Below are 17,595 nucleotides of genomic sequence, written 5' to 3'. Positions count from 1 at the left end.
TATTGATCGTGTGCACGCGGGTTCAACGGTTAGTACCACGCTTGCCGGTAAAATTCCGGGTGTAACCTTCAGGCAGTCAGAAGGCAGGCCGGGTGCCAGCGCCGCCATCCAGATCCGTAATATGGGCGCGCCTCTATTCGTAATTGATGGTATCCAGCAGGACGAGGGTCAATTTAACAACCTTGCCCCTAACGACGTAGAAAGCATCGCGGTACTAAAAGACGCATCTGCTGCAATTTACGGTGTACGTGCGGCAAACGGTGTTGTTGTGGTAACAACCAAAAAAGGTTCGGGCGAATCAAGGATCAACATCGATGCCTATACCGGTTACCAAAATTTTTATCGTTTCCCTAACGTATTGACCAATTCGTATGATTACATGCGTTATTTAGCTGATGCACAGGTTAACAGCAACGGTTCAACTACTATTACCCAGGCCGATCTTGACAAATATAAAGCCGGTACCGAAAAAGGTTACCAAAGCTTTAACTGGCGCGATTATGTTTTGAAAGCCAATAATAATGCCCCTCAAAACTCAGCCAATATTAACTTTACCGGTGGTACCGATAAATTAAACTACTATGTATCGGCAACTAACCTGCATCAAAACTCTCAGTTAGGTAAAGAATACCTTTTTAATCGTTCAAATATTCAATCTAACATATCGCTGAAAGTAGCCAACGGTTTAAAGGTAAGCATGGACGTTAACGGCCGTATCGAAACCCGCGAAAATCCTGGCGTACCGGGAGGTGATGATTACTTCCTTGCCCGCTTTGCCGTTTTAAGAAATACGCCGCTTGAGCGCCCTTATGCTAACGATAATCCGGCTTACTTGAATGATATCGGTCACACCGAGTCAAACTATGCTTTCCTTAACAAAAAGCTATCGGGTTTATATCACAGTGATTGGCGCGTTTTACAAACCAATTTTGGTGCGGAATACCAGGTGCCTGGTGTTAAAGGCTTATTGGTAAAAGGTTTGTACTCATATTATATTGCTGATTATTTGTTAAATAACCAGGAATATACTTATAACGCGTATACTTACCGCCCTGCAACTGATACTTATGATGTAACCGGTGGTAGTACCAACCCTTGGCGCGAACGTGAACAGAAAAAAGAATTTGCTAAAACTTACCAATGGCAAATTAACTACAACAATACTTTTGGTAAACACACCATAGGTGCTACGTTTGTTTCTGAACGTATTGAGCTACAGCACCTGCGTAACTGGATCCACGCTTCACCGGTATCAAACAACCTGCCGCTTATTTACTTCCCAACCGCAGATCAGTACCAGGACAGCGACAACAAAGAAGCCCGTACAGGTTATATCGGCCGAATTGATTATAACTACGATAACAAATATTATCTGCAATTATCTGGCAGAAGGGATGCTTCGTACCTGTTTGCTCCTGATAAACGCGTAGGTTACTTCCCCGGTGGATCTATCGGTTGGCGTATTACCCAGGAAGGTTTCATGAAGAAGCTTCTTGGTGAAAACAGCTTCCTGAACGATTTGAAAATCCGTGCATCGTATGGTGTATTGGGTGATGACCGCGATCCTAATAACGCTAATAACCCGATCGTAACCCCGTATGCTTACCTGCCGGGTTACAACTATAACGCAGGTACCGCTATTATTGACGGTAATGCTATCGTTACTTCAACTGATAAAGGTTTGGTAACAACCAATATTTCATGGTCAAAAAGTAAAATGACCGATGTGGGTATGGATTTCACCATGCTTAACAACAGGTTGAGTGGTGTTGTTGATTATTTCTACCGTAAACGTACTGGCTTGGCTGGCCCGCCATCTAAATTGGTGTTGCCGCTGGAAGTAGGTTATACATTACCTGCAGAAAACTCAAGCAGTGATTCACAATCAGGTGGTGAGTTTTCGTTGAACTGGAACGACAGGATTGGAAAAGTAAGCTATAACATCGGTGGCAACATTTCTTACTCCCGTCAGAAATCAATATTCAGGAACGAATATTTTGGTAACTCATTAGAGCAATATTTTGGCTCGGCGATAAACCGTTACGCTAATATCGATTGGGGTTATACAGTTGTTGGTCAGTTCTCATCAATCGAACAGATTAACAATTACAAAATCAATAACGATGGTCAGGGTAACAGGACAATGCTTCCGGGAGATTTAATGTATAAAGACTGGAACGGCGACGGTAAAATTGACGGTTATGATACACGTCCTATTGGTTACGGTTATGGTAAACAGCCAAATATCAACTTTGGTTTAACATTGGGCGCTGCCTATCATGGCTTTGATTTTCATGCAGATTTTTCAGGCGGTGCAGGCTATACCTGGTTCCAGAACTGGGAAACAAGGTGGGCTTTCCAAAACAATGGAAACCTGAATACCATATTTGAAGACAGGTACCACCGTACAGATCCGTTTGATATAAACAGTGCGTGGGTGCCGGGTAAATATCCTGCCAACAGGGTTAACCCGGGTACTACCAACAGTGACTATGATCGTAACTCAACTTTTTGGCTGCACAGTGTAAAATACCTGAGGGTGCGTACATTGGAGTTAGGTTATTCATTACCTACCCAACTGCTGGCAAAAGTGAAGATCAAGAGAGCGCGTTTTTATGTTAACGCCTACAACATGTTCTCGTTTGATAACCTGAAACAGTTTGGCGTTGACCCTGAAACAACGGATGATAACGGGTTACAATTCCCACAGAGCAAGGTGCTCAACTTTGGTGTTAATTTAACCTTTTAATTGATTCCTCAAGTTTAAACCAAATGAAAAAAACAACCATTATATCAACATTTGCACTCCTGTTAGTTACAGGTGCCTGCAAAAAAGACAGTGCCTTTTTGGATGTACCGCCCAAGCAGGTGGTAACTTCAGATGTCGCATTCTCCGACCCTAACCTTGTACTTTCCATTCTTGCTGACCTATATAACCGTGTTTATGATTTTTCTGGCCTGGATAACGGCTGGGCATCATTTGCTGATTTCAGCGAATCGTTCCCTTCAGAAAATGGCAGCTATTATATAGTACAGCGTACAGGCTGGGATTTTGGCTCATGGGGTACATGGGATTATAAATATGTTCGTGATCTGAACTTATTTATTGAGCGCGCTACTGCCGCTACCAAGTTAACAGATGCACAGAAAAACCAGTTTATTGCCGAAGGCCGTTTTTTACGCGCTCAGTATTACTTTGAGCTGGTAAAAAGAATGGGCGGGGTTCCATTGATCACCAAATCGCTTAACTACGATTTCTCTGGCAACGTTGAAGCTTTACAGATCCCACGTGCAAAAGAGTCGGAAGTTTATGACTTTATCATCAGCGAGGCAGAAGCAATAAAAGGTTTATTACCGGTTAACGTTTCTGAAAAATCAAGGGCTACCCCTGCTGCTGTATTGGCTATGGAATCAAGGGCTGCTTTATATGCTGCTTCAATAGCTAAGTATGGTGCCACAACACCTCAGGTTTCATTGCCTGGCGGAGAAGTAGGTATCCCGGCCAGTGCTGCTACCGGTTATTACACTAAAGCGCTTGCTGCTGCTAAAGAGATTATATCTGGCACAGCTGGTAATTATTCGCTTTACAAACAATTACCTGATTTAAGCGATAACTTTGCCAACTTGTTCCTTGATAAAAGCAGCTCGGAGTCCATCTGGGTTGAGGATTTCAAGGCCAACGGTGGTAAAACACACGGCTTCACCACCAACGACCAACCTTTCTCAATTTCAGACGAAGGTTTGGACGCAGGCAGGTTAAACCCGTCATTAAACCTGGTTGAGGCATTTGAAAAGCTTGACAATACTTATGCCCCAATGGCAACTAAAGACGGATCAGGTAACCCTATTTACTATACCGATCAGTTAGATATGTTTGCTGGCAGGGATGCAAGGCTTGCCGGTACTGTATTATTGCCTAATGGATTGTTTAAAGGTAAACGTACCGAGGTATATGCAGGTTATCAATTAGGTAACGGTACTGTTATATCAAGCAGCGATGCTACTATTACACAGGATGTTCCGGGCTTGGGTAAAGTACAGGTTGTAGGTAAAGATGGCCCGGTTAACGGCGCAGAATTCCGTACTCAAACCGGTTTTTATATCCGCAAATACCTTGATCCAACTGTAGGTTCTGGTCGCCGTGGCCGTGGTAGTGATGTTAACTTTATCCGTTACCGCTACGCCGAAGTATTGCTGAACGCTGCCGAAGCAGATGCCGAATTAGGTAATTATGCAGAGGCTTCAGGCTACTTAAACCAAGTGCGTGTAAGGGCTGGCCTTACTACTCCATTGGTGCTTACCGCAGCTAATTATTTTGACCGTATTGTTCATGAGCGCCGTGTTGAACTTGCTTTTGAAGGTCATACTTTATTTGATATGAAACGCTGGAGAATTGCTGATGCCGTTTGGGATGGTAACTCAATGTCAGTTGCTGACTTGGTTACTAATATTGGTAAGGCAACTAAACGTAGTACGCAACCATTTGGCTTGTGGCCATATAAATATTATAATCCTGGTGATGTTAACAACGGAAAGTGGATATTTAAGGAAACAAAACCATCGCCGGTTACAGGTTCAAACAGGTTCCTGTTGGGTAACTACTATTCACGCATTGGTGACGATGTTATAGCAGCAAACCCGAAAATTGTTAAACAACCAAATCAATAAGAGTTAAAGAAAAGTGTTTATGAAAATCAAGTTTCATCATATTTTAATCGGGCTTTTTCTTGCTGCCTCGGGCTGTAAGAAAGACAATTACGATGCGCCCACATCAAGACTGAGCGGCAGGTTGGTTTACAAAGGAGAAGCTATAAACGTTGAGTATAACGCTGTCCCTTACCAAATATATCAACCAGGTTTTGCAACAAAATCGGCCATACAGGGAACCTTTGATCCCGATGGTAACTATGCGCAGTTATTGTTTGATGGTACCTACAAATTCACTATCCCTGCAAACCAGGGCCCCTTTATGTGGAAAGAGTTACCGGCCGGCACCCGCGATAGTTTAACCGTAAACCTAAAAGGCAGCCAAACAGTTGATATTGAGGTAACCCCTTATTACCTGGTACAAAATGCCAAGTTTACAGCAACCGGCAGAAAAGTAACAGCTACTTTTGATATACAGAAAATAATCACTGATGCTAATGCAAAAAACATCGATCGTGTTTATTTATATGTTAACAAAACACAGTTTGTGTCAGGTGGTTACCGTATAGGTGATGGCGATCCGCCATCAATTGCAGGTTCTGCCATTACAAGTATGACCAACCTGAGTTTGAGCTTTGACGTGCCTACTATAACTCCTACTCAGAATTATGTATTTGCACGTATTGGTTTAAAAATTGCCGGTGTTGAAGATCTTGTTTTCTCACCAGTGTCAAAAATAACCATACAATAAATTACCGGCCCCTGCCGTTGCGGTGGGGGCCATTTTTATATCCCTGCATAATTTAAATTAACATAATATCCTTACACACCATTTAACTGATGAAGAAACTATCGCTTTGCCTGTCTCTTTTTATTTCTACCTATTTATCTGCCAATGCACAGCAAGGCGAATGGCATTTGATAAAAGACAGGATCACAACCCCCTGGGCCGAAAAGGTTGACCCTAAGGCACCCCTACCCGAATATCCGCGCCCGCAATTGGTACGCGGCAACTGGCAAAACCTCAATGGTTTATGGAACTATGTCATAGTGCCTAAAGCAACCACAGGGCCTGCAAAATATGAAGGAAAGATCCTGGTGCCTTTCGCGGTCGAGTCGGCGCTATCTGGTGTAGGTAAAACGGTTGGTAAGGATAGCATGTTGTGGTATAAAACCACCATCAACTTAAACAAAACATTAAAAGGTAAAGACGTACTGCTGCATTTTGGTGCGGTTGACTGGCGTACCGAAGTATTTGTAAACGGAAAAAGCGCCGGTATCCATGAAGGCGGCTTTGATCCTTTTACATTTAATATTACCCCTTTGTTAAAAGGCGGTTCAAAGCAAGAAATTACCGTAAGCGTATGGGACCCAACAGACGATGGTCCGCAGCCGCGTGGTAAACAAGTTAAAAAGCCCGAAGGGATCTGGTACACTCCTGTTACCGGTATCTGGCAAACCGTTTGGTTGGAAGGTGTAGCTAAAACACACATTGAAGCCACCAAACAAACCCCTAACATTGACGATCACACACTATCGGTATCTGCCGAAGTTTCAAATAGCCAGCCGGGCGATAAACTGAAGATCAGCGCCTGGAGCGGCAAAACCCTTGTATCCGAAAAAACGATTGATGCCAGCGAAACCGCCGTGCTGGATATCAAAGATCAGCACTTATGGTCAACTACCGATCCGTTTTTGTATGACCTGAAAGTTGCCCTTATCCGCAATAACAAAGCGGTTGACGAAATAGGCAGCTACTTTGCTATGCGTAAAATTTCGCTTGGTGCCGATGCTAATGGTATCCAGCGTATGTTGCTGAACAACAAATTTGTATTTCAATATGGCCCGCTTGATCAGGGTTGGTGGCCTGATGGTTTATACACCCCGCCAACATATGAGGCCATGAGCTTTGATATTGATAAGCTTAAGGAAATGGGCTTTAACATGATCCGTAAGCACATTAAAGTTGAACCTGCACGTTACTATGCTTACTGCGATAAAACAGGTATGCTGCTTTGGCAGGATATGCCGAGCGGCGATTTAGGTAACCATTGGGAAAATCGCCCGGGTGTGCTTGACGGCGCTACCGATCAGCAGCGTACTCCGGAATCTGAAGGCTACTACCGTAAAGAGTGGAATGCAATCATGAACTCATTATACAACTACCCATGCATTGTGGTATGGACACCGTTCAACGAAGCATGGGGCCAGTTTAAAACCGTGGAGATCACCGAATGGACGATGAAAAAAGACCCATCACGTTTGGTGAACAGTGCCAGCGGTGGCAACTTCTACGATACCGGTAACATTGTCGATTTGCATAACTATCCGCACCCTGCTATGCCACGTCCCGAGATTTTCGGTAAAACCAAAGCCGTGGTACTTGGCGAGTTTGGTGGTTTGGGCTGGCCGGTTGACGGCCATACCTGGCAGGCTAACAAAAACTGGGGGTATCAAAACTTCAAAAACGGCGACGACCTGTTTAAAAGATATTCAACCTTTACCGACAGGTTACAGGAGTTGATTAAGGTTGGTCTTTCGGCAGCAGTATATACACAAACAACAGATGTGGAGGGCGAAGTGAACGGCTTCATGACTTATGACCGTAAGGTTATTAAAATGCCTGTTGAATTGTTACAAAAAGCCAATAGCAAATTGTATGATCCTGCCCTGGTGAAATAATATCTTTACGTAATGACTATAAAAAACAGTATAAAATTAATACGCAGGGAAGTTTGTCTTTCTGTGGCCATGATCTGTGCGGGCTTTGCAACTGTGAATGCCCAGGGCGTGAAAGCAACCACAGTAACAACGGTTGATAACAAAGGCGCGAATGCTTTTTATATAAACAACCGCGCCCCCTTGCAAAGACAATATTTTACCAAATTGCCTACAGGTAGCATTGAAGCCGGCGGCTGGCTAAAAAAATGATGGAGCTGCAGCGCGACGGCTTAACAGGTAACCTGGGCGAGATCAGCGTATGGCTTTCAAAAACCAACAATGCCTGGCTTAACAAAGAGGGCAAAGGTGAATATGGTTGGGAAGAACTTCCCTACTGGCTAAAAGGTTATGCCGATATAGCTTACACGCTGAAGGATAAAAAGATGATTGCCGAAACCAAATTTTGGATTGATGCAGTATTGAATAATCAGCGTGACAACGGTGATTTTGGTCCAGCGGTTGAACATAACGGTAATCGCGACCTTTGGACTAACATGCCGATGCTTTGGTGCCTGCAATCATATTACGAATACACCAAAGATCCCCGCGTTATCCCTTTCATGACAAAATACTTTAAGTATGAGTTAGCTACGCCTGATAATAAATTTTTGGAAGATTACTGGGAAAACAGCCGCGGCGGCGATAACATGCTAAGCGTTTACTGGCTGTATAACCGCACCGGCGATAAGTTTTTGCTTGACTTAGCTACCAAACTTGACAAAAATACAGCCGACTGGCGCCAGGCTAATAACCTGCCCAACTGGCATAATGTTAACGTAGCTCAGTGTTTCCGTGAGCCGGCAACTTATTACCTGCAAAGTCATGATAAAAAAGATCTGGATGCTACCTATAACGATTTCAAACTGATTCGTGATATCTATGGCCAGGTTCCGGGCGGTATGTTCGGTGCCGATGAAAATGCCCGTAAAGGTTATGATGATCCGCGTCAGGCAGTAGAAACCTGTGGTTTGGTAGAGCAAATGACATCCGACCAGATGTTATTGGGCAATACCGGCGACCGTTTCTGGGCAGAGAATTGCGAGGACGTAGCTTTCAATACCTTCCCGGCTGCCTTTATGCCCGATTATCGTGCTTTACGTTATCTAACTGCACCTAACATGGTGGTGAGTGATGGTAAAAACCACCACCCGGGCATTGCCAATGAAGGTCCGTTTTTAATGATGAATCCTTTTGGTAGCCGCTGTTGCCAGCATAACCATGCCGCAGGCTGGGTATATTATGCCGAAAACAGCTGGATGGCTACTCCTGATAATGGCGTTGCCGCCTTGCTTTATACCGAAGGTAAGGTGAACGCAAAAGTTGGTAATGGCACTGCGGTAAGCATCGCAGAAACAAGCCACTATCCTTTCCAAGATCAGATCAACTTTACGGTTACTACACCTAAAGCAGTTGATTTTCCGCTTTACCTGCGCATACCTGAATGGTGCAAAGGCGCATCGGTAAAAGTTAATGGCGTCGCTGTAGATGTAAATACCTCAACAGGCTATTATATCCGCTTAGCTAAAAACTGGAAAAATGGCGATAAAGTAACGCTTCAGTTGCCAATGCAGCTTAAGGTGAAGGAATGGGCTAAAAACAAAAATAGCGTAAGTGTTAGCTATGGCCCGCTTACCTATTCTTTGAAAATAGAAGAGCAATATACCAAAGGAGATAACCTGAAAGATGCTCAGGGCGATTCGCACTGGCAGCCGGGCGCCGATCCTCAAAAATGGCCTTCTTACAATATCTACGCTGCATCGCCATGGAACTATGGTTTGCTGATAGATGAGCAACACCCTGAAAAATCAATAGAGGTTATTCACCGCGCATGGCCAAAGGATAATAACCCTTTTACCAACGCTAATGCGCCTATTGAATTAAAAGCTAAGGGAAAACAGCTACCCGATTGGAAAATTGATGAAACGGGCTTATGCGGTGTATTGCCGCAAAGTCCGGTGAAAACAGCAGAACCTTCTAAAGAGCTTACGCTGGTGCCGATGGGTGGTGCAAGGTTAAGGATCTCGGCTTTTCCGGTTGCTGAATAATGAAAAATGCATCCATGATAAAAGGAATACTATGCGGTTTAATGATGATGGCTGGTTTTGCCGCCCTGGCACAGGATGCTGAGGTTAAAAATCAGCCCCCATCACCGCTGTACCGCGACCCGATTTACGATGGCGCTGCCGATCCTGTTTTGGTTTATAACAAAGCCGAAAAAGAGTGGGCAATGTTATATACCCAGCGCCGGGCCAACGTACAATCGCCGGGAGTAGCATTTTGTTACGGTACCGCTATTGGTGTTGCCACTTCGAAGGATCACGGGCATACCTGGGTTTATCGTGGTGCGCTGAACCTGGAGCATGAGCGAGGTCAAAACACTTTTTGGGCACCCGATGTGGTTTTTGATAAAGGCGTATACCACATGTTTGTAGTATATATCCCCGGAGTGTACAGCCAGTGGGGCGGCGATTCGCACCTGGTACATTACACCAGTAAAAACCTTTGGGACTGGAAATACGCGGGCCCGCTGAATTTGCCGGATCATAATATCATCGACCCAACACTAATGAAACTGCCCGATGGCAAATGGCACATGTGGTACAAGGATCAAAAGCTGGGCAGCATCACCATGACTGCCGAAAGTAATGATCTGGTAAACTGGAAAGCTGATGATAAACCTGCTATTGAAGGCCGCGCACATGAAGGGCCAAAGATCTTCCGGTTTAAAGATTATTACTGGATGATTACCGATGAGTGGCAAGGTCAGCGTGTCTACAGATCAAAAGATGCCAAAACCTGGGAGCATCAGGGCTTGGTGCTGGATAAGCCTGGTCATCGGCCGGAAGATACACCAACAGGAGCTCACGCCGATGTGATAGTAAGTGAAGGCCATGCTTATATCATTTACTTTACCCACCCCGGTCGTAAAAAGCATTTTGAAGATGGTGGGCTTGATGCCGATGGTGCCTACAGCTATACAACCAAGCGCACATCCATCCATGCTGCCGAATTGGAGTTTAACGGCGAAACATTGATTTGCGACAGGGATAAGCCATTCGGTTTTTGGTTGGCCGATGTCAAATAACTATCGACAAAAATATAGAAAATATAATTGGTTATGCGGCAGATATTCATTTGGTTAATGGGTGTGTTTGCCCCGGTGATGGTTCTGGGGCAACACTATGCCGTTAACAATAAAACCATTGCCTGGGATCAAACCACCTTAAAACAGGTGGGGAGCAAAAACGGCAATTACGCCCGCATGATCCAGTTGAGTAATGGCAACCTGTTTTGTGTTTATGAAAGTGCCGGAGGTATTGAATGCATTACAAGTACTGATTTAGGTAAAAGCTGGAAGCCTCCTGTAATAATTGCCCGGCCAGTGCCGGGCGTAAACATGGCAGTGCCCGAGATACTGGAGTTGAAAGATCATTCATTCCTGGCATCATACAACCCTCGCCCACACAAAGTAAACGGTGCTTGGGATACAACCAAACACTTTGCCATCTGCACAAAAAAGAGCTACGATAAAGGCAAAACCTGGACGGATGAACGCCTGATTTATCAGGCTCGTTATAATTTTGATGATGGCTGCTGGGAGCCATCGCAGATTCAATTGCCATCGGGCGAGATCCAGTTGTTCTTTTCAAACGAGGGTGTCTACACCAAATCAAACGAGCAAAATATTTCCATATTCCGGTCGAAGGATAACGGCTTAAGCTGGACAAAACAGCCTCAAATTGTATCTTTCAGACCGGGCCATAGGGATGGTATGCCGGTACCAGTCATCCTGAAAGGAAAAAATGAAATTGCTTTTTCGATAGAGGATAATGCCGGTGCAACTTTTAAACCGTCTATCATCCGCAACAGCATCGGCCAAAATTGGAAAAAAACGGTTGGCCCCGATGATACCGAACGCACATACGCGCTCACACCCAAATTGCAGGATACAGTTTACGCCGGAGCGCCTTATTTAAGGCAACTGCTCAGCGGCGAAACAGTACTATCCTATCAAAGTACGCAAAACCGCAACCATAACTGGGAGCAGGCTTGTATGCAGGTAGCTTTAGGTAATAATGATGCTAAGGATTTTGTAAGCGTACCAACGCCGTTTGATATTCCGCTTAACAAACACGGATTGTGGAATGCGTTGTGTGTGCTTAATGATGACACCATCATTGCACTTACATCAACCAATGCCTTTGGGAAAGGGACGGAGATATGGATGATAAAGGGAAGAGTGATAAAGAATAAATAAGCAAATCTTAGCCGCCGGTCGGCTCCAGCCGAGCGGCAGTTATTAAGCGGCCTCTGGCCGCCGAATTTGGAGCAGCAGGCCAGTTGGGATAATTGCCACTCGGCTGGAGCCGAGCGGCGGCGTGTGTAATAAAAAGTAAAAGGCAAGGGAATGTGCGATTCCCCTCTTGAGAGGGGCGGAGGGGTGTGTTTAACAAAGCGACGAGATAAACGCTGAAGAAACACACCCCTGTCATCACACTATCCTATGCGCCCCCTCTCAAGAGGGGAATTAAAAAAAGGAAAGAATTAAACTATTAAACATTTATAAATGCAAACAAAATTAAAAGTATTGGCGCTTGCTTTAGCAATGCCATTGGGGATGAGGGTAATGGCGCAGCAAAAAGCGCCGGCGCAGGTATGGTCGCAGGAGAAGGCAAAAACATGGTATGCGCAGCAGCAATGGCTGGTTGGTGCCGATTTTATTCCAAGTACGGCCATCAATCAGTTGGAAATGTGGCAGGCCGATACTTTCGATCCAAAAACGATAGATAGGGAATTAGGCTATGCACAGGGCATCGGCATGAATGTGATGCGCGTATTCCTGCACCATTTAGCCTGGAAACAGGATCCGGAAGGTTTCAAAAAACGCATGGACGAGATACCTGGCTATTTCAAGTAAACACGGCGTAAAAACCATGTTTGTATTTTTTGATGACTGCTGGAATAAAGTACCTAAAATAGGTAAACAACCAGAGCCAAAACCGGGTATTCACAATTCGGGATGGATGCAGGATCCGGGACAGCCTGCATCTGATAACGCAGCCAACTCTCCTGTGCTTGAAAAATATGTAAAGGATGTATTGAAGCGCTTCGCTAATGATAAACGCATTTTGCTTTGGGACCTGTACAACGAACCGGGCAACTCGGATAAAGGGAACAAAACCTTACCTTTACTTAAAAGTGTGTTTAAATGGGCAAGACAGGTAAATCCGAGTCAACCAATTAGTGCCGGTGTTTGGCGTTGGGACCTGGAGGATTTGAACAAGTTTCAGATAGCTAATTCGGATGTTGTAACCTATCATGATTATACGCCTGAAGGTGATCATCTGAAAACAGTACAATTTTTGAAAATGAACGGTCGCCCTTTAATTTGTACCGAATATATGGCCCGTCCGCGCAATAGTCTGTTTGGCACAGTATTACCAATGCTAAAAAAGAAAATGTGGGTGCTATAAACTGGGGGTTTGTAAGCGGCAAAACCAATACTATTTACGCCTGGGATACCCCAATGCCTGATGGCAAAGAACCTAAACTCTGGTTCCATGATATTTTCCGTAAGGATGGTACTGCCTACATCCCGGAGGAAACAAACCTAATCAAGAAATTGACCGAAAGATAGTTTCAGATGTGCGGATTTCACATGTGCGGATGTACAGATGATTTCCGAATGCTGAAACCACCGTTTTAAATAGAGACGCATCCATTCCTGTTCGTCTCCCGCGTTAACCTATCACACAAATCTGCTTATCACCTGAAATGCAGGTTTATTACAGACTTACGAAGTTTTAAAAACTTCGTAAGTCTTGTTCCGAGTTATAAACCAATGACACCTATGAAAAAGTTTTTTAATTATCTGATGCTGGGCCTGCTCGGCACTATGACCGCCTGCCGCAGCCATGCGCAGCAAGTTGAGCCAGCTAAGCAGTCAGCACCCTATAGCGGCCTTATCCACGTTGTGCTTGACAGGGATTTCCCCGATCCTACAGTGATCAGTTATAATGGCAAGTATTATGCCTACGCAACCCAATCGCCGGGTGGTGAGGGAAAGATGATCAATATCCAGGTGGCCTGGTCAACCGATCATGAACACTGGACATATGCGGGTGACGCTTTGCCTCAAAAACCTTCATGGGCTTCTAATACCCAAAACTTTTGGGCACCGGATGTTTTCTTCGATGCCAAACTCAACAAATTCGTCATGTTCTTTTCCGCCGATCCCAATGAGTTGACCGGCAAATGGATGGGGATAGCCTATGCTGATAACCCGCTTGGGCCTTTTATCGATAGAGGCACGCCATTTATGAAAGGCCCAAGTTTTCACTGTATAGATCCTAAAGCTTTTGTTGACCCTAAAACCGGGAAACATTTTCTTTACTGGGGATCGGACTTCCAGCCTTTGAGAGTACAGGAAATGAAAGATGACTGGTCGGACTTTAAAGAAGGTTCACAGCCAACAGTTGTGGTTGAGCCGGGCAAGGATAAAAGTTACAGCAATTTGGTTGAAGGATCATGGCTTGATTATGATAACGGAACCTATTACCTGTATTATTCGGGCGATAATTGTTGTGGTGCCGGTGCCAATTACGCGGTTATGATAGCGAAGGCCGATAATCCGCTTGGCCCGTTTTTAAGGTTGGGTGAAAGTGATAAAACCCTCAATAGCGCTATATTGGTTAAAGATGCTGTTTACACGGCTCCTGGTCATAATTCTATTTTTACCGACGAAAAGGGAAACAAATTTATAGCTTATCATGCAATTGAAATAGCCCATAAGGAAAAGGGAAGGGTAATGTGTACCAGCCCTATCAAATATCAAAACGGCTGGCCGGTAGTAACTAAATAAATACAACATGGTTCATCAATTAAAACATCTTGCACTTTGCGGATTACTGTCGCTGGCTTTTTTTAAAGTTCAGGCGCAGGTATCAGGTAATAAAAACTTTAAACCGGCAGCCGGCGTAAGTGTAATGGCAAATACCGCAAACGTAACGGTAACCTGGCCGGCAGGGATTAACAGCAAGGCTAAACTTGTTTTAAATTTAAAAAATGGCGAACCGCTATTTACCAGCGTACAGTTAAGTAAAAGAGGTATTTACAAGCCGATAATTGAAAATATCGATCCGCAGTTTATCCTTACAGAAGGTAAGCGTGACCTCATCTCTCAAAACGGCTGGAACATCTTTTTTGATAAAGTACCGCTGAAACCTCACCATTCATACAAAATAGATTTTCATAAAAAGGGCATCAGCGTAAGCAACAAAGGCTCGCGCACTATAATTACACTGCCCGGATTAGAAGCTCCCAATTTTAAAGGCGACCTGGAGATAACCCTCTATAACGGCGAGCCCATGTTTAATGTGGCCGCGATTGTATCTACACAAATTGACTCGACAGCTATTTTGTATGATGCCGGTTTGGTAGCGAAAACCAACCCGGTTAAAGCTGTCAATTACAGTGATGTTTATGAACACCTGCAAACAGAAGATGTCAGTAAGCCTGATACTGCTAAAAATCTTGCTGTAAAATACCGTACTATCATCGGGAGCAACGATAAGGGCAGCATAGCCGTGTTTCCCGCGCCGCACCAGTATTTTTATCCTTTGGATGAAGCCTTTAATCTCAAATTTGTATGGTATGGCAGTAATTATCGCAACCTGCTTCCGGGCTATGGCCTTGGCATCCGGCAGGAATTGCAGGGCGATAAACGGTACGTTCCCTGGTTTAACGCGCCTCCGGGAACTAAACAACGACTCAACTTTTTTTGCCTGCTGGGTAATGATGGTGCCGATAACCTGCTGAATAAAGTAAAGCAATTCACCCATGATGACAGTTACAAGCCGCTACCGGGTTATAAAACCATGGCAAGTCATTTTCATAATGAGTTTATCATGAGCGTGGTGCTGGCGGGTAAGCCGGTCCCGGACAGCCCGTCGTTTGTGAAAGTGCTGAAAAGGCAGGGCATCAACATCATTCATTTGGCTGAGTTTCATTACACAGCGCACCCTAAAGGACCGGACGAGCAGCGCCTTAAAGAATTAAAAGCGCTGTTTGATCAGTGTAGCCACTTGTCTGATTCTAATTTTTTACTGCTGCCCGGCGAAGAGCCTAATGAATTTTTTGGCGGCCATTGGCTGGCATTTTTTCCTAAGCCGGTTTACTGGGTCATGTCGCGCAAGGCGGGTACGCCTTTTGAAAGTACCGATGCCGAACATGGCAAAGTTTACCACATTGGTGACAAAGCCGATATGCTGAACCTGCTTAAAGCGGAAAATGGTTTGGCTTGGACAGCGCATGCCCGTACAAAGGGATCAACCGGTTTCCCGGATGCTTATAAGAAGGAAGATTTTTACCTGTCCGACAGATTTTTAGGAGCTGCCTGGAAAGCTTTACCGGCCGATCTGTCCGAACCGCGTTTGGGTAAACGGGTATTTGACCTGATGGATGATATGAATAATTGGGGGCTGAAAAAGAAAATACTCTCTGAAGCCGACCTCTTCAGTATCGAGCCAGAAAACGAAATGTATGCCCATCTCAACGTAAACTACCTGAAACTTGCCAAACAGCCGCAATATAAAAATGGCTGGCAGCCGGTGCTTGATGTTTTGGAGCAAGGCAAATTTTTCTCTACCACCGGCGAAGTTTTAATCGAAGATTTTACAGTAAATGGCCATTCATCAGGAGAAACTATTGCCCTCCCGGCTGACGGCAAATGCACGGTGAACTTTAAAACCAGCTGGACATTCCCGCTCAACTTTGCTGAAATCATTTCAGGAGATGGGAAGCGGGTTTATCGTGAGCGCATCGATCTTACATCAACGCAGGCCTTCGGCACAAAAACATTTAATAAAGTGCTCAATATGAAAGGCCGCAAATGGGCACGATTGGAAGTTTGGGATGCCGCCGTTGATGGTGCTTATACGCAAACGGTTTGGTTGAAGTAAAAACCTCAAACCAATGCCGCCGCTCGGCTCCAGCCGAGTGGCAACTATCAAAACGGCCTCTGGCCGGCGTGAATCCACATGGCTGACATAGGCCAGAGACCTGGAAATAACTGCCACTCGGCAGGAGCCGAGCGGCGGCGGGTGATTTTTCCTCCGCCGTTGTTGGTGGTGACAACACCGGCAACGGCATAGCTACAAGATTGCCGCGTCGCGCCAGATGCTCTCACCCATGCGGCTCCTCGCAATGACATAATTTTATTTTACAGGGACTTTAACCAACGCCCGTTCTGTAAAGAAACTTTTAAGGGCTGCTATTTTCCCGGTGCGGATGAGATAGCTAATGAATAAGGCAATTAACATAAATTTTTACTTAACAATACTTGCAAAACGTTGATAAAAGGCGGTAGGGCTGTCGGCATGCTTTGGCTCATATTTGCCTGCAATAAGGGGGATATAGATTACCCTGCGGCGGCTTGCTTCACCAACTACGGTTGACTGGGCTACGCGGTGCCACAAGCGGCCATCATGTATGGTCAGGTCGCCCGCAGTGGGGATAATAGCTACCTCATTTTCGTCGGTATCATGGTCAAGGAAATACTTTTTACGGAAAAGCATCTGGTAAAGGTTTTGCTTATGTGTGCCGGGCAGGATGCGTAAACCGCCATTCTCCGGTTTTAAAGTGCTCAGGTGAATCCCAACATTCAGCATCGGGTTTAACTTTTGGCCATGAAAAATATCGCGCAAACCGTCGGTATGCCAGCCCATTTTAGTAAAACTGCTTTCGGGGCCATTTACATAGTGGTTAAATACCATGCCGTCTTTTTCGTCGGTGCCCAGGCGCGAACCTTCACCTATGAGGTTAAGCAGTACCTCGAAACGCGGATCTTTGGTAAATTCATTTAACAGGTTATGGTGCTGATTGATAAAAGCAAAACGCTGCACAATAGGTGACCCGTCAAGATCTTTACCGTATTTGATGGGTACGCCGTTTACCTTTTCGGTGTTATTATTTATCCAGGTGTTTTCAACCTGTTTTGATGCATTGATGATGTCGGTAACAGTTTCGGGCTTGATGAAATTTTTGAAATGGATAAAGCCGTGCTGATTAAAAAAGCCTGTTGTTCGGGCGTAATTGTTGAGCCTAAGGTGAATTTTTGATATGACGCTGCCATGTGGTGGAAAGATATTATTGTAACCTAAAAATGGATTTGTAAACGCTGTTACCGCTTAAGCGGCAGGGTAAGAAAGGAGCAGGTCCTTTTAAGGG

At 44.8% G+C, this 17,595-nt stretch carries 14 protein-coding genes; 13 read left to right on the top strand and 1 reads right to left on the bottom strand.

Features of this window, described 5'->3' with window-relative positions; genetic code table 11:
• The first annotated feature begins 10 nt into the window (after positions 1-10).
• The 13 genes from ACQ86K_RS04460 to ACQ86K_RS04400 all read left to right on the top strand — a co-directional run bounded on the left by ACQ86K_RS04460 (position 11) and on the right by ACQ86K_RS04400 (position 16,328).
• Positions 11-2,749 carry a SusC/RagA family TonB-linked outer membrane protein gene (locus ACQ86K_RS04460; protein ID WP_431199876.1) on the top strand — a complete coding sequence of 913 codons (2,739 nt, stop codon included), beginning with the start codon at positions 11-13 and terminating at the stop codon, positions 2,747-2,749.
• A gap of 23 nt (positions 2,750-2,772) precedes the next feature.
• A complete protein-coding gene (locus ACQ86K_RS04455; protein ID WP_091172244.1) occupies positions 2,773-4,668 on the top strand; it encodes a RagB/SusD family nutrient uptake outer membrane protein in 1,896 nt (631 codons plus the stop codon).
• A 19-nt stretch (positions 4,669-4,687) separates the two neighbouring features.
• Positions 4,688-5,398, top strand: a complete 711-nt coding sequence (locus tag ACQ86K_RS04450) for a DUF3823 domain-containing protein (RefSeq protein WP_091172242.1) — start codon at positions 4,688-4,690, stop codon at positions 5,396-5,398.
• Between the two features lie 89 nt (positions 5,399-5,487).
• On the top strand, positions 5,488-7,329 hold the full coding sequence (locus ACQ86K_RS04445; RefSeq protein WP_091172240.1) for a glycoside hydrolase family 2 protein: 1,842 nt from the start codon (positions 5,488-5,490) through the stop codon (positions 7,327-7,329).
• A gap of 12 nt (positions 7,330-7,341) precedes the next feature.
• Complete coding sequence (locus ACQ86K_RS04440) at positions 7,342-7,578, top strand: hypothetical protein (protein WP_431199875.1); 237 nt, start codon at positions 7,342-7,344, stop codon at positions 7,576-7,578.
• A complete protein-coding gene (locus tag ACQ86K_RS04435) occupies positions 7,575-9,413 on the top strand; it encodes a beta-L-arabinofuranosidase domain-containing protein (RefSeq protein ID WP_431199874.1) in 1,839 nt (612 codons plus the stop codon). Before ACQ86K_RS04440 ends, ACQ86K_RS04435 begins: the two co-directional genes overlap by 4 nt.
• Complete coding sequence (locus ACQ86K_RS04430) at positions 9,413-10,453, top strand: family 43 glycosylhydrolase (protein WP_431199873.1); 1,041 nt, start codon at positions 9,413-9,415, stop codon at positions 10,451-10,453. The genes ACQ86K_RS04435 and ACQ86K_RS04430 overlap by 1 nt, the downstream gene beginning before the upstream one ends.
• 33 nt (positions 10,454-10,486) lie before the next feature.
• Positions 10,487-11,626, top strand: a complete 1,140-nt coding sequence (locus tag ACQ86K_RS04425; protein ID WP_091172236.1) for a sialidase family protein — start codon at positions 10,487-10,489, stop codon at positions 11,624-11,626.
• 309 nt (positions 11,627-11,935) lie between these two features.
• Positions 11,936-12,286: a hypothetical protein gene (locus ACQ86K_RS04420; RefSeq protein ID WP_431199872.1), complete on the top strand. Its 351-nt coding sequence runs from the start codon at positions 11,936-11,938 to the stop codon at positions 12,284-12,286.
• Between the two features lie 16 nt (positions 12,287-12,302).
• Positions 12,303-12,842, top strand: coding sequence for a cellulase family glycosylhydrolase (locus tag ACQ86K_RS04415; protein ID WP_431199871.1), 540 nt, complete (start codon positions 12,303-12,305; stop codon positions 12,840-12,842).
• Entirely contained in the window at positions 12,830-13,006 is a 177-nt protein-coding gene (locus ACQ86K_RS04410) for a hypothetical protein (protein WP_431199870.1), read from the top strand. Before ACQ86K_RS04415 ends, ACQ86K_RS04410 begins: the two co-directional genes overlap by 13 nt.
• Before the next feature lie 213 nt (positions 13,007-13,219).
• Positions 13,220-14,230 carry a glycoside hydrolase family 43 protein gene (locus ACQ86K_RS04405; protein ID WP_176844532.1) on the top strand — a complete coding sequence of 337 codons (1,011 nt, stop codon included), beginning with the start codon at positions 13,220-13,222 and terminating at the stop codon, positions 14,228-14,230.
• A 7-nt stretch (positions 14,231-14,237) separates the two neighbouring features.
• The gene (locus tag ACQ86K_RS04400; protein ID WP_091172232.1) at positions 14,238-16,328 is read left to right on the top strand and encodes a hypothetical protein; all 2,091 of its coding nucleotides are present in this window, start codon (positions 14,238-14,240) and stop codon (positions 16,326-16,328) included.
• Between the two features lie 366 nt (positions 16,329-16,694).
• Here ACQ86K_RS04400 and ACQ86K_RS04395 read toward each other — a convergent pair whose 3' ends face one another.
• Complete coding sequence (locus ACQ86K_RS04395) at positions 16,695-17,378, bottom strand: phytanoyl-CoA dioxygenase family protein (RefSeq protein WP_431200791.1); 684 nt, start codon at positions 17,376-17,378, stop codon at positions 16,695-16,697.
• Between the last annotated feature and the right edge of the window lie 217 nt (positions 17,379-17,595).

The sequence above is a fragment of the Mucilaginibacter sp. P19 genome (assembly GCF_050632265.1).
Classification (GTDB): Bacteria; Bacteroidota; Bacteroidia; order Sphingobacteriales; family Sphingobacteriaceae; genus Mucilaginibacter; species Mucilaginibacter gossypii.
The sequence above is the reverse complement of the archived record's forward strand: the minus strand, read 5'-3'. Positions and strand labels throughout refer to the sequence as shown.

What these genes read in the sequence shown, in the direction of transcription:
- ACQ86K_RS04455 (WP_091172244.1), top strand. Translation starts at nt 2,773, where the DNA reads ATGAAAAAAACAACCATTATATCAACATTTGCACTCCTGTTAGTTACA.
- ACQ86K_RS04405 (WP_176844532.1), top strand. Translation starts at nt 13,220, where the DNA reads ATGAAAAAGTTTTTTAATTATCTGATGCTGGGCCTGCTCGGCACTATG.
- ACQ86K_RS04440 (WP_431199875.1), top strand. Translation starts at nt 7,342, where the DNA reads ATGACTATAAAAAACAGTATAAAATTAATACGCAGGGAAGTTTGTCTT.
- ACQ86K_RS04435 (WP_431199874.1), top strand. Translation starts at nt 7,575, where the DNA reads ATGATGGAGCTGCAGCGCGACGGCTTAACAGGTAACCTGGGCGAGATC.
- ACQ86K_RS04430 (WP_431199873.1), top strand. Translation starts at nt 9,413, where the DNA reads ATGAAAAATGCATCCATGATAAAAGGAATACTATGCGGTTTAATGATG.
- ACQ86K_RS04445 (WP_091172240.1), top strand. Translation starts at nt 5,488, where the DNA reads ATGAAGAAACTATCGCTTTGCCTGTCTCTTTTTATTTCTACCTATTTA.
- ACQ86K_RS04420 (WP_431199872.1), top strand. Translation starts at nt 11,936, where the DNA reads ATGCAAACAAAATTAAAAGTATTGGCGCTTGCTTTAGCAATGCCATTG.
- ACQ86K_RS04425 (WP_091172236.1), top strand. Translation starts at nt 10,487, where the DNA reads ATGCGGCAGATATTCATTTGGTTAATGGGTGTGTTTGCCCCGGTGATG.
- ACQ86K_RS04415 (WP_431199871.1), top strand. Translation starts at nt 12,303, where the DNA reads ATGTTTGTATTTTTTGATGACTGCTGGAATAAAGTACCTAAAATAGGT.
- ACQ86K_RS04450 (WP_091172242.1), top strand. Translation starts at nt 4,688, where the DNA reads ATGAAAATCAAGTTTCATCATATTTTAATCGGGCTTTTTCTTGCTGCC.
- ACQ86K_RS04400 (WP_091172232.1), top strand. Translation starts at nt 14,238, where the DNA reads ATGGTTCATCAATTAAAACATCTTGCACTTTGCGGATTACTGTCGCTG.